The 13582-nt window shown below is 40.7% G+C and carries 9 protein-coding genes; all 9 read right to left on the reverse strand.

Annotation, left to right across the window (positions count from 1 at the left end; all coding sequences use genetic code 11):
- Positions 1-105 precede the first annotated feature (105 nt).
- Positions 106-1563 (reverse strand): hypothetical protein, encoded by a 1458-nt coding sequence (locus CIK93_RS08025; protein ID WP_094447055.1) that lies wholly within the window; start codon positions 1561-1563, stop codon positions 106-108.
- Between the two features lie 5 nt (positions 1564-1568).
- Positions 1569-4349 carry a calcium-translocating P-type ATPase, PMCA-type gene (locus CIK93_RS08030; protein ID WP_094399489.1) on the reverse strand — a complete coding sequence of 927 codons (2781 nt, stop codon included), beginning with the start codon at positions 4347-4349 and terminating at the stop codon, positions 1569-1571.
- A gap of 65 nt (positions 4350-4414) precedes the next feature.
- Positions 4415-5788, reverse strand: a complete 1374-nt coding sequence (locus CIK93_RS08035; protein WP_094399491.1) for a hypothetical protein — start codon at positions 5786-5788, stop codon at positions 4415-4417.
- Positions 5789-5791: 3 nt separating this feature from the next.
- Positions 5792-6115: a multidrug efflux SMR transporter gene (locus CIK93_RS08040; protein ID WP_042517689.1), complete on the reverse strand. Its 324-nt coding sequence runs from the start codon at positions 6113-6115 to the stop codon at positions 5792-5794.
- Positions 6112-10137 (reverse strand): formylglycine-generating enzyme family protein, encoded by a 4026-nt coding sequence (locus CIK93_RS08045; protein WP_094399493.1) that lies wholly within the window; start codon positions 10135-10137, stop codon positions 6112-6114. Before CIK93_RS08045 ends, CIK93_RS08040 begins: the two co-directional genes overlap by 4 nt.
- Positions 10127-10666, reverse strand: coding sequence for a GNAT family N-acetyltransferase (locus tag CIK93_RS08050; RefSeq protein WP_094399495.1), 540 nt, complete (start codon positions 10664-10666; stop codon positions 10127-10129). The genes CIK93_RS08045 and CIK93_RS08050 overlap by 11 nt, the downstream gene beginning before the upstream one ends.
- Positions 10667-10672: 6 nt before the next feature.
- Positions 10673-11941: a M48 family metallopeptidase gene (locus CIK93_RS08055; RefSeq protein ID WP_094399497.1), complete on the reverse strand. Its 1269-nt coding sequence runs from the start codon at positions 11939-11941 to the stop codon at positions 10673-10675.
- Between the two features lie 232 nt (positions 11942-12173).
- Positions 12174-12812, reverse strand: coding sequence for a hypothetical protein (locus CIK93_RS08060; RefSeq protein ID WP_094399499.1), 639 nt, complete (start codon positions 12810-12812; stop codon positions 12174-12176).
- Position 12813: 1 nt separating this feature from the next.
- Positions 12814-13581 carry a YtxH domain-containing protein gene (locus tag CIK93_RS08065; protein WP_094399501.1) on the reverse strand — a complete coding sequence of 256 codons (768 nt, stop codon included), beginning with the start codon at positions 13579-13581 and terminating at the stop codon, positions 12814-12816.
- Position 13582: the final 1 nt, after the last annotated feature.

The raw sequence follows: 13582 nt of genomic DNA on the forward strand, positions 1-13582 counted from the left end.
GACAATAGGTGCACATTCACTTACACGACATTTGTTAAATGCAAAATCAGGAAGTGTGTAACTTAATGTACTCACTCCCTGATTTTGACTATTTCTTGGATGAACTTACATGAAAGTTCCCCAATCGGGATGTTCTTTTATGGGTACTCCATTGACTGATACTCTGTCAGGTGAGACAATGGTAGTAATGTAATCACCAGTACCAATCTGGATTTCTCCAATCAGTCTGCTGCCAACGACATCCTCAATAGCATTCCTTATTTCAGATATTCTATTCACTACGTTAGGATAGAGGGGACTGCGATGTGTTATCGTTTGACAATTGGACAGATGTGAGCAAATCCATTCATATTGTTCTTGAAGCCTATCTTGTTCTTCAGCATTCAGAGTGTTGAAGACCTTTTTCATAGGCAATCCTTTCTTGTCACCAAAGAAAGATCTGCACAATATCATAATATAGATGGCCGTCTTGCCAATAGCCAGTGGCAACTTGTAGTCATTGATAAACACAGCACGTAGATTCGTGCTTATATTGATGTTGTACTGTTGTGGATTGTTTTTTGCCAACGCCACCATCCTAAAGAAGGCTTTATGAATGCCATGGTACAACAACTTATCCTTCGCAGGATTAAAATCAATGTGGAAGTTAAAGGTTACAAACTTATTGAAGTCATGTATCAAATCTCCCACTACGTTGACCACCTTTTCCTCTCCAATATTGATTTTTAAGAAGTTGGCATTTGTCTCATAGACGAGACCCTTATCAGATATATTCTTGCCAATGACACTCGAACGGCCAAGCATCACCATCAAAGAGGGACGGGCACAAATGATGTCAAAGCCCAGCTTTTCATTCAAGTAGTCTTTAACGAAACTCTTGGTGTCCATCTGCATGATGTTGTTATAGACATCCTCCACCTTGTCTTCTGGTATATCGGGGAAGATATACATAGACATAGCTTTGAACATCTCCAATCCCTTTTTCTTATATTGTTCTACAATCTTAGGGATATAGATAAACTGGAAGCCGATGCTTGCGAGCAGATTGACAATCAAGTCATAGTTTTGCTCTACTTCAAGGCTTTTGCTGCTTGCATTGTTGTCAACATACAACACAAAGCGTTTACCTATGAAGATGTCAGTAAGTTTGAATGACTGAATATCATATTTGGTGTATGTCGCATTGTTCTTTTTGAGGAAATAGTCTATTGCCAACAGCAAGATAGCCTCCGCTGGAGCACAGAAGCCATCACTGCTTGCAGTCTCACTGACAATGTTTGCTGCCTTTTCTGCTTGTCTTCGCCGTTGGTCGGCATGAACTTTTCTGATGACTTCATTGTCGTTGTTGTCATCCGAGGGTTGCGTCAACAATTTGATTGCCTTTGCAAACGTCAGTTCTTGTGCCTGGTGGAAGAGAATACGGTTGTTCTCCTCACCAAACAGTTTGGCAAACTTGACCACTTCTTCATCGTCGATAATCTTGTCTGCCATAATAAGGTCATAGACTATGCGAGCCAAAGCTATTCGCTGGTCTTTCCCCAAATCTTTAATGCGACTGTCCATATCTTCTATGTTTTAATTCTGTTTATTATAAATCGTTTTATATCAGCAATGATAAGCACAGGCGATGTGATTAGCAGTAGCCATCCCCAGTCTCTTAAAGAAAGAGGAGACACACTAAACATTTCTCTCCCAAAAGTGACAATAATTATTTGTCCCACCAAAATCACCAATGCAATATATATAAAACTTGGGCTAAAAGATGTCTTCACTTCCTCGTCCTTCTTGAACACTCCACATATATCCTGTATCAAACTGCGAGAGGTCTTGAAATACTTCGCATTAAACAGATTCCAGAATTGCAGGAGTACAAAGAAGGTGAAGAACACACTCAACTCATACGGACTTAGATGTTGCTTTGTCTTGCTGAGGTCGAAAATGCCTGTGGCAAACAGGGTTAACTTTTCGCTTTTAAACAATTCAGAAACCTCATGTATGTCACAATGCCATAACAACTGCCACATGCCGACTAAGATTACAAAGAACAATATTCCGACTCCGACAATCTGTGTCCCCATACCTTTATTTATTATATGGCTGTTGGGGTCACGAGGCTTGTCATTCAACACTCGTTTGTTTGCAGGCAATGAAGATAGAGCCATTGCGGCAAATGTGTCCATGATAAGGTTCACCCAAAGCATCTGTGTCACATTCAGAGGTGAGTCAAGGCCTGTAAATGCGCCTATCAGCACAATAAGACATGCACAGATGTTGATAGTCATTTGGAAGAGAATGAACCTTTGTATATTCAGATACAAAGAGCGTCCCCAAATAATGGCCCTTACGATACTACTGAAGGAGTTGTCCAAAATTGTAATATCGCTTGCCTCCTTGGCTCTTGATGTACCATCGCCCATAGAGAGACCAACCTGTGCTTTGCTGAGAGCCGGAGCATCATTTGTTCCGTCACCCGTAACAGCAACAACTTGGTTCTGTTTCTGAAGCAAAGTCACCAATCTGGCTTTGTCATCAGGACGGGCACGTGAAATAATCTTAAAGTCCGGATTGGCTATCAATTTCATTGCTTCCTCATCCGACATCTTCTCGAAGACATCACCAGTCACCGTTTGCTGTTTCTCGTTTCTCTCCAAAAGTCCAATCTGCCTGCCTATCTCATTAGCAGTGCCTAGGGTGTCACCTGTCACAATAATCACTCTGACCCCAGCCTTCTGCGTACATTCTGTTATGGCATCCTTCACCTCGTCACGCACAGGGTCGGCTATGCCTACAATGCCGTCAAATGTCAAGGGACTCCATTTTCCATCGCTCTCATATTGTGAAGCAAAAGCCAATGTACGCATTGCTTTGTCCTGATATTCTGACAATTTTTCGAGGACATGATTCTTGTCTGTATTACCGGCAATTACATCACACATTTCCAGAACAATCTCTGGCGCACCTTTCACATATCTGACATGACGCTCTTCTTTGGCAAGTTCTACACCAGTCTTGGCTTCAAACTCCATCTTCATATATTTCTTCTCTGTCGAGAATGGCTCACCATGACCAATCTCATATAGGTGACGCTGTTCTTCATAGTTGATGCCTTTTGTCTTCTGCCAAGCCAACAATGCGCCTTCTGTCGGATTGCCCAATGGCTTTTCCTTTCCATTGTCATCAAGCGATATTTCTGCCGTTGAGTTAATGGCAATGTTCCTTTGAATCCTTTTCTCAGCATCCTCTCCATAGAAATCATAATCTACAACTGTCATCTTGTTTTGGGTCAAAGTGCCTGTCTTGTCGGTACAGATAACAGTCGTTGCTCCCATCGTCTCACACGCGTGGAGCTTTCTGACAAGGTTGTTCTCTTTCAGCATCCTTCTCATGCTGAGGGCAAGACTGACAGTAACACTCATGGGCAATCCTTCAGGAACGGCTACCACAATCAAGGTAACGGCAAGCATGATTGAACCGAGAGCAAACTCGGCTATCTCTAACCATGAATGGTTGTTTGCTGCATTTCCGTCAAAGAAGAAGAAATAGACCATTCTTCCGATGACAATCAGGATGGCAATAATGAAACTGAGCTTGGAAATCATGCTGCCCAGTTTGTCCAACTGTTGGTTGAGCGGTGTCTCCACTTCTCTTCCTTCTTGGGTTTTGGCTACGCCCTTTCCCTCGATAGTGTCCATACCTATTTTATCCACATGGAATATGGCGGTACCACCAATAACGGTAGAACCTCGAAGTACCATATTGGTGGGGAAGGTCGTTTCTTTTTCAAACTCCTCCTCGTAGGCTGATTTTCGTGCGTATGGTTCTCCTGTGAAGTTCGACTCATCAACGATGAAGGAATTAGTCTCGTCCAAATATCCGTCGGCAGGTATCTCGTCACCGTTCTCCAAATATACATAATCTCCTATGCAGACATCATGTTTCTTGACTTCCCTTATCCTAATTTTCTCTTTCCCGTTTTCCATAAAGCGACGGAACACCTTGATAGGCCTTCTGTCCTTTACAGTATTCAGAACTTCAAACTCCCTTTCTGCCTTTACTTCAAAGATGAATCCTACTCCTGTAGCCAACAGCAAGGCAGACAATATACCGATAGGCTCGAATAAGATGTTCTTGCCTTGCCCCATATAGAAGACTTCATACAGGGAGACTATCACTGAAAAAAAGAATACCACCAATAATACAATTATCAGTGGGTCCTTAAATTTTTCCAGATAGGCTTTCCATAAGGATTCTCTCTCTGGGGGCGGTATCAGATTCTTACCTTTCCCATTAGTTACTTGTTCAGAATTGTCATAAAGACACTGATGTAAAAATGATCTTCTTTTTCGCATTCTATTTTCAATTTTCTATTTCTTTGAATGCAAAATTACAATACTCTTGTCATAATAGACGAAAATTACAACGTTGGAAACGAGGATTCCCCTTTGGGAAGAATGAAAGTAACATACTCTTTTGGGGCTTTTATCCTATAGAAAGACATCAAACCACATTTTACGTGCTCAGGAATGAACATTTCCGCATTTGCCAATCCCGACATCACCTTGATTCTTGTCTTGATATGATGGGTTTGTGTTCTGTCTTTATATTCATTCACGATATTGCCTTTCCCTATATAGCTGTAAATATTATTGTATTCACCTAACAACTTTTTCTTTTCTGCCTTTGGAATATGCTCACGCCAGTCGAGTCCGTTACCTTCCAACGATTTCCGAACTATCATCATATATAAGGCGGCCTCTTGGGGATTGAGTTTTAGTATGAATCTCTCATCACAATCCATAGACTCAAAATATACCTTTGCCGTATGCGTTGAGAAATCAAATACAAGCCGGCAATCTTTTTTCTCTTTGCCGTATGCAATCAAGTCAAAGAGCGAACGATGAAAGCCAAAATATAGGAACTTGTTGCTTCTCGACCGTGTCTTTGCCACAATATCGGCATTGATCATTTCTCTATAGGTGTTCACCAACCGATGTATGGTGTTCATCACATCATCGGTCAACTCAATCTGGAGGAAATTGCTGAATCTCGTCCGTTCTGCATCATCATCGCCAAAGGAATCGATAATGTCCGACTCGTTGATTTTTATGAGTAGTGAGGGATTGGAATCAATAAGATTTACACCAATCTTCTTGTATAACAAGTCTCTGCAAAAGCGTGAGGTACTCAGATTACACAGACTATAGCAAATCTCATCTATGCGAAGAGTAGAAGCAGATGGTATCATGTATTTCACCACCTTATGCAGATATTTCTTACCCAACGCTCTAAAATCATCAACAACACTGGGGATATAGATGAAGTCAAAGCCTGCATTGGCAAACTCTTCCTCAATCTGTTTCAGTTGGTTGAGAATGGCAGCATCTATATCTGTTCCTTCTGTGTTTTCTACATATACGGCGGTCATGTTCTCCATGTTGATACCCTCAGACGGCACAGAAAAGACATTAGCATTTTCTGTCAAAGCCATGATAACGCAATATATTAAGACTGCTTCCAACGGCACACACGTTCCATCTGACAAAGAGAGGCGTTTCAAGGTCTTTACAAGTTCTTCTCTTGTCTCTCCATCCAGTTCTTTGAGAATAGACATGGCTTTCGCAAAATCCATCCTCTTGGCTTCTACAAGCATGGATTCACTGATGTTGAAACCATCCTTAGAGATAGTCTCCTCAAAGAAGTCCATCTCTTTTTCTTCTACGATAAAGTCAGCCTCAATGAGGTCTGACAATATGCGAGCCAAGGCGATTCTTTGTACTCTTTCCAACATCTGTTATCTGCTACAAACCTCCATACCCACAATACCAACGAGTATCAGAAGGGCAAAGAACATCTTCAATGCGGAGAATGTATCTCCGAAGAGCCATATCCCTATCACAAAAGTCCCTATGGCACCAAGCCCTGTCCATACGATATAGGCGGTACCAATTGGTATGGTCTTTTGTGCAAAGTAAAATAGGACGCCGCTCAACAACATGCTCAATGAGCCAAGAGCGATATACAACCCGAATTTCTCAGGATGCAGGCTCGACATTTTGAAGCCTACAGGCCATCCAATCTCGAAGAATGCAGCCAATATAAGTATCAACCAATTCATTCTTTCCCCTTTATTAACCCATTCAAAGAGCTTTCATAACTGCTGTCTAATGCCAAACGGAAACCTAAGTCATCGTCTGTATCTGTATCAATCCAGAAATTTACGCTCGTATTTCTACAACTTTTGGCATCAAATCTGAAGCTACCGCCTCTAAATGTGTGAGCTGCGTAAGATTCATCCTTGCATACAGGGTCAGTTATGTAACCTTTAGTCCTATACTCATCCTGTTTGCCTTGTTGTGCAATATCTCCCTTACCTTCAATGCAATCATTATAGAAATCGGTCTGATAATAGTCCTCACACCATTCCCAGATATTGCCAGACATGTCATAAACGCCAAGTTCATTAGGCATCCTGTCTTTTACTCCTGCGGTAGCTGAATGAATATATAAATCTAAATCCATTGCATCATCCGTACCGCTGTACATGGAATACTTATGACCTTCTTCTGCTAAATATTTATATGCAGCTAATTGTTTCTCATCAACTGTCATGCTTTCGTTATCGAATATCTTTGATAACTCCTTACATATTTTAGTTTTATGTCCACCTTTGGCAACGTATTCCCATTCAGCTTCTGTCGGAAGCCTGAATTTCAACTTTGTCAGTTCTTCCAGCTTAGGCAGGAATTGGTATTTTATCATATCCCAACTGATATTGGTTTGTGGCTTATTGTCTCCTAAGTTATCACTTGGGTTCATTTTTGCCTCAATACCCATTACGGCATTCCATAATTTTTGAGTTACAGGTGTCGCTGAGATATAGAACTTATTGATTTTTACGAAATGATGGGGAGTTTCTTCTTCATCTGCATTCTCGTCTATCCAATTTTCCGGGAAAAGCGGGTTCTTGTACTTGCCAATTGTATCATTGTTCTCAGTTCCCATAAGGAAATAACCAGTTTCCACAGGTATCATACCAGTGAGCTTAACAATATCATTTGCAGACATCGTCTTTTGTTCATCAATTGGATTGGTTGCCACCTTATCTAATAAATCTACAACCTCTCGCTCTTTGTCAGCTTCAATATTACGCATGTCAAATCGCCATACCATTCTGAAACCAATATCATCAGATTTTAGAATTGGCTTCCAGAACGAATACCAATAGTTGCCTTTTATGTCGCTATGTAGCTTACGGAAACGCCAACTACCACCGCAGAAGAAATAGCAACTGGGATTATCCTCAGGGGACTCTTTTGTCCATTCCCAAACATTACCCATCATATTATATACACCCAAGCTGTTTCTCTGCAAATCTTTGTTGTCGTCAACCAGCCATGGTCCTTTTCTGTCTTTTTTCCCTTCTTTCCCTTTGTTTATTCGGAAAGCATCCTCAATGCGTGTTTTCTCAGTTATTTCTTCCGCTGTGCATCTCGCCACATATTCCCATTCTTCTTTAGTAGGCAAATCAAAACGGAGTCCTGTCATCTTTCTGAGAACCTTCAGGAAATCTTCAATGTCATTTTTAGAAACATTGATAACAGGTAGATTGCTACCAACATATTTCTTCTCTTTTAGACTTTCGTCATCCTGTCCTTTGTCAGTTCCATTATCCTGTGCAGGATTATTGCCCATGATGCTTTCCCATTGTTGCTGAGAGACAGCAGTTTCCATCATCCAAAATTTCTTGTCGCCGTTTTCGATTAGTTTGAATGCGAAATGGTTGCCGCCATCACCTTTGGAAATGACAAAATCGCCAAGCAACTTGCCAGCTATGGAGTGGCGGGACTTTTCATCAGCCAGTCTCATAACATTTATCCACTCTCTGTATTTCAATAGCTGTGGTATATAGCAAACTACATCAATGTCATTATAGTGTACACCTGGATCTATCTCATTCAATGTAGTGTTTGAGCAAATATCAAGATGAGCACGGCTTTTCTCTTTTCTGAACTTCTTTTCCTTCTTGCGTTTTTTTTCATCCAAGTCCTTATTCGTAAATAGCAACCATTCAGCTTCAACATTATCCAATGGCCTAAAATTCATGGTAACTCTTTCAGTTAGCCATCGGGTATGTTCAGCCTTTGCCATTAGTTCCAGATTGTTCCCTTTTTTCAACTCGGATGTAAAGTCACTAATGTCATCTATAGTTGTTCCCAATGAACGTAACTTCATGGGAATACTATCCACCATATCTATATTGGAAAGTTTATCGACAATGCCCTGCTGGTTCCACAGATTGTTAATTTTTCGTGCGAAATCAAAATCTATTTCTTCGTATGAGCTTATATCTTCTATTTCCTGGTATTGATATGTTACCTGCTGATTATCACCATGATTCCTAATCCCAATCTTGTTATTAGCATAAAGGAAGTGAAGGATTTTGGCCATAGAATTATCGAATGCATCTTCTGTATAGCTTCCTTCTATCATGCCGAATGGGCGAAGCTTTTCATAACGCTTCCATACTTTTTCTCCATCAGCCACTTTGTTGGCCAAGTCAAAACTGTTCTGTTGATAAACCAATATCTGCAATGCCCTGCGATATACCATCTCAGGCAGATATAATGCAGCAGCTATTGAACGCTGTGGGTGATTGAAGCATATTGCAACTGTCGTAATCTTGTTTTTGTCCTGTGCAACATCTACCAAATACTTCCTGATTTCATCAGAAGCCACATTGCCTTGAATAAACTCCCACTCAATGTCCATGAAGTTCCCATTTTCACCAAGATGTTTATATCTGCCGTCGCCATCTTGACTCAAAGGGTCATACCATTCTTTCTTGCCACAAATATCTTTACCTATCTCAACCACTCTATAACGACACAAATCAAACATTGTGGCAAATCTTCCTCTAAAGTATTCACCTTCTTTCTTTGCCTGATCGTCAATGAAGGTAATTGTTGTTCTTAGATTCTTGTCTCTATGAGCATTGGGGAAATGTGCAAGCAAAGCCGTTTGGACTCCAAGAGCAGTACCCATTTGGTTCATTCCGACTATTACGAGATGTATCGTTTTGTCATCATCGGCTTTTATTCCATCGTAGGAATCGATTGGTATGTAATTCTGAACCTTAACCTCGCCTTTTTTGCCAACAGGAACTATAGCAAAGTTATCAACAAGAATTTTCTTCGCCCAAATTGCATGTATATTGAATGGGAGGAATTCGACATTCTTGTCTAAACTTTTGTATATATGTGTTGACTTGAAAGCCGTAAATGTACTTTGATATTCAAGGCTTACATGAACCTTCTTCTTGTCTTTTAATATGACATGCTTAAAGTATTCGGAAATGTTCTCCAAACAGCTGATATTGAATACATCGTGATCTTCTTCATTGTCAGCATGTACATCTTCACCCAAGATATAGATTTCTTTTGCTTTCTCTAAATGCAGAGCCTCTATGTCTTCGCGAGATGTTCGCTCTGCAAAATAAAATACAAGTCTATCTTCTTCATTCTTATCAAGGTCAAGGTCAAGCCTCATTCGCATTTTCTCAACATCCTGCCTTGTTTGTATCAATATATATTTGACATCTTTTCGTTTAAGCGAGAGTTTGACAATATTTGCCGTCTGTTCATTGCATCCGATGATAACCACATAATCCTTAAAACAACGGTTGTAATGTATCATGCCTTGTTTCCATTTTAGAGAACGACGAGACAGATAATTAACGATAGAAGAAACCAACAGACCTGACAAACATGCGATGCCAGAGACTGCACTTATAAATGCGATTACTCGCCCCTTTCCATATGCGGAGGGTAAATTACCAGGGTCTGTAAATTGACTGATTACCGCCCACCAATGTTCTATAGCTTCTTTTTCCGGACCATCATCATCACGCCAATGTACGATTTTGTCACTGTTAAAAAACTCTCCTACAAGGCATAATGATAATGCAAAACAGCAAACAAATGCAGAAATGATTGCAACCATCACCAATGGTTTATTACCATACATCCATCTGTCTTTCTCAACAGGCTTGAAAATCCATATATAGGCAAAGAATAATAAACCAATAATACCAAATGATTCTATTATCCAAGACCAATCAAGATCTATATTACTTAGCATATCTCATTCTATAATAATCGTGACCAAAAAATTCCATTTCACCAAATCGTTCAAAGCCCATGGCTTGGTAGTATGCCTCCAGCTTGGGCTTATCCTTGTCCACTAAGAGGGATGAATAGGCGCAGCCTAATCTCTTGCCCTTCTCGATGGCATATTCTATCAGCATCCTGCCGATACCCATACCTCTATATTCTGGACGGATGGCCATTGAGTCAAGATAGAATTCGCCATCACGTGCTTCTGCTTCCACCTTACTCAAATAGTCTTTGTCCATATCGTCCCAAAGACTATCCCATGTACGATGCCTCAGTTGCAGGTAACTCCGTCCGTCGTAAGCTATAAGGCTTCCGACAGCCACACCATCTACAAGGGCAACAATGGAGTTTTTCCAAGAGTACATGGTACTTTCATCCGAACAGGAGTCGATGAACTTCTTCATTTCATCCGTCTCCATGTCCAATGCTGTCAAGACAGTCCATGCTACTATCTCGACATCCTCTATCTTAGCGTCTCTTATTTCTATGTTCATTACAAATCAACAAATTGCATCCAAGCTCGGCACATAGCTTTGCTGGATGGATTCCGCAATAGCATTGGCAACCTCGATTTTGCTCAGCCCAATGCTCTCACCAAAATTATATAGCAGTTCTACTTCGTCCTTGGCTATAATCTTGTCTGACATGACAATAGCTATCATATAGCGAAGCATTCCGTCCCTCATACCCGGATTGATGCGAAGCAGGTTTGTCACCGCATCATTGAATGTCTCCATCACGTCGCCCTTTGCTATCTCGTCCAAGAACTGTCGTGGGAAAATCTTCAACGATGCCAACTGAGAGATAATGAGGTCTATCTCATCTTTCGCAATGTTGTCATCAGCATTCGCAACAATAAGACCGGCGGACGCAATGAACTTTGCCGTATATTCGTCCTGTTCGCAGTCGCCCACTTTCAGTAAGATGGCTATCAGTTCTTCCATACCCTTATCCAAATCCTCTTTCGATTTCGACTTGGCAAACAGATTGAGGGCTTGTACACGGATTGGATTGACGGGATGTGAAGCTCTACTCATACCTTTGTCTTTCAGGAAGTACTCCAACCTGCGGTTATTGTCTGCAAGCAATGCTTCAATGCTCACATTCATCTTTACCAAGTCAAGACCGGAAGCCATCTTGAAGAATGCGATCACGCACACATCGAGGTTCTCCACTGCCATATAGCCATAGCGGTCAGCCACCAATTCTGCCAACTGCTCATGCAACCTTATTTTGTATTGCAAGGTTACTGGCACTTCCGCATTTGGTGGAAACACAAACTGAATCAGACGCGCCAATGCTGTATCTTTATTAAGAAGGTGTCCAAGCTCGTGCCCGACAACAAACCGCAGTTCATCGGTCGTCATCAAATCGAAGAGAGCCGAGTTGATGTTTACAATATGTGGCTCTCCTTCGCTTTCTGCAGCAACAGAAAACGCATTCACTGATGAATCACCCGTGATGTAGAAGTCCACTTTATCTTTTACCCCCAACTTCTCTTTCACCTCATGGCACAGCTGATAGAAGTCAGGGAGCAGCTCTTTTTCCACCTTCAGACTGTGTCCTTCCATATTGCTTCGCCAATAGGCATCGCTACTTGATGAGGTCTTTATCTCACGCAGAACTTCCTCTACAATGTTGCCCTGCAAGGCATTGTATATCTGCTCGCCAATCTGACGCTCTAACTCTATGGAGAGAGGGTGGCAGGTGTCTATTGTCTCGTCCTTGGAGGACTTGAACCAATTCCAAATATTATTTGTAAGTGCCATGTCTTTTATACTTGTACTTATAAACTTTAACTTCTTACTTCGTTTTTCCTTAGATACCCAAGTTGCATATGAAGTATGTTAGTATGATTAGTTCCAAAATAAATACGGGATTTCTTTAAATCGACCAGGAGAAACTTGTATAAGATTATATTAACTAATAGTGCAAAAACAATAGCATTCTTCAGCCTATACTCAAATGAGTTTGGCCAGAAGAATGCTTCATTTAGATTTCTTATACCTCCTGTTTGTCTGTGGGAGTTCCTGTTTCTTTCTCAGCAGAATCTTCTTTTACGACACAATCATTAGCCTTGTCTATTTCAGGTTCTTGTTGTGGCGTTTCTTTTGCATTATTATGAGAATCATCTATAACGACATTCTCCTTATACTTGTCATTATTTGGTTCTGGTTGAGACACTTCTTTTTCATTATCAATAGGATCATTTATAACGATATCATCCTCTGATTTGTCAATCTCCGGTTCTGGCTGAGGTACTTCTTTGACCTGTTTCTTTAGACGTTCTATTGCTGCATCCAATTCCTCTTTTTCGTCCTTGTTTAGGGGTTGAATAGGAGCACGTCTATGCGCACTTTCTGCCATATAAGAAAAAGCTGCTTCAGGTTCTGTACGTACCCAATCAAGAAATAGAATGGCACGAATAGGACGCATTCCATCTTTCTCTCGTAGCTGTTCGTAAGATACTCCTTCGACAGCAAGGTTAGGTTCTTTCCCTTCAAGAATTTTATCTATTTCAATCAAAAACTCTTTCGGCAATTTCCTTACTCTATTGATTGTTCGAAAAATCTGGATGCCCTCCAATTCTTCAATATCCCTAAGATAGTTGAACAATTTGATATATTGTATAGCTTTCATATTACTTATTGTTATATTTATTAAATTCTTCAATTGAAATTTCTCCCTTTATAATCGCCTCAAAGCCGAACGCATCTCTTTCAAGGGGTTGCCTACGATAATCTCTATCACTTTCTGTAGGAGGGATATAGTGCTTAAAATTGTTAGCCCATTCTAAAAGGGTTTCAGCAGAATAACCATAATCCTTTTTACCTGTAACGGCAGCCCATTGTCTTGCATGTATTAACTCATGAAATATTGTATATACCTGCTCTGCTGCTAACTCGGCATGATCACTTGTAACCATATAAGCATTGAGGTGCAGCGAATTGTCTGTCCTGTCAAAAAAGCCACATGTTCCACAGTGCTCTTTGTCTGGCTCATAATATTCTACTCTACTTACTTTTACGTCTAAGATTTCTGAAGCCTCCCTTACAACCTCTTGCATTGTATCTACTCGTTCTGTAGGACTTTGATTTCTCAAAGTTTCCTTTACACCATTTCTAAATCGAGTATCAAGATACTCTTTTGACCTTCTGGCGGCTTTTTGATCTGGAGCTGAAGGCACATAACCTGGATGTTTCCATCGAACTTCGAATTCGCGAATTTTATCTTTTACCTTTACTTTAACTTCCTCGTACTTCTGTTTGGCCTTGTCTTTCCATTCTTCTAGTCGAGTACTAACTCTATCACATAGGTCTCTTGCTTTTTCCTTGACCTCATGATAAGTTTCTTTGATTTTGTTGCCCAGTTTCTTTGCACCGTCAACTAATGAAGAAAACCATCCCATA

Origin of the sequence: Prevotella sp. P3-92 (assembly GCF_002251205.1) — a bacterium.
GTDB lineage: Bacteria > Bacteroidota > Bacteroidia > Bacteroidales > Bacteroidaceae > Prevotella.

Bases quoted from the DNA above. Each gene is read 5' to 3' on its own strand.
- CIK93_RS08025 (WP_094447055.1), bottom strand. From the start codon at position 1,563: ATGGACAGTCGCATTAAAGATTTGGGGAAAGACCAGCGAATAGCTTTG.
- CIK93_RS08030 (WP_094399489.1), bottom strand. From the start codon at position 4,349: ATGCGAAAAAGAAGATCATTTTTACATCAGTGTCTTTATGACAATTCT.
- CIK93_RS08035 (WP_094399491.1), bottom strand. From the start codon at position 5,788: ATGTTGGAAAGAGTACAAAGAATCGCCTTGGCTCGCATATTGTCAGAC.
- CIK93_RS08040 (WP_042517689.1), bottom strand. From the start codon at position 6,115: ATGAATTGGTTGATACTTATATTGGCTGCATTCTTCGAGATTGGATGG.
- CIK93_RS08045 (WP_094399493.1), bottom strand. From the start codon at position 10,137: ATGCTAAGTAATATAGATCTTGATTGGTCTTGGATAATAGAATCATTT.
- CIK93_RS08050 (WP_094399495.1), bottom strand. From the start codon at position 10,666: ATGAACATAGAAATAAGAGACGCTAAGATAGAGGATGTCGAGATAGTA.
- CIK93_RS08055 (WP_094399497.1), bottom strand. From the start codon at position 11,941: ATGGCACTTACAAATAATATTTGGAATTGGTTCAAGTCCTCCAAGGAC.
- CIK93_RS08060 (WP_094399499.1), bottom strand. From the start codon at position 12,812: ATGAAAGCTATACAATATATCAAATTGTTCAACTATCTTAGGGATATT.
- CIK93_RS08065 (WP_094399501.1), bottom strand. From the start codon at position 13,581: ATGGGATGGTTTTCTTCATTAGTTGACGGTGCAAAGAAACTGGGCAAC.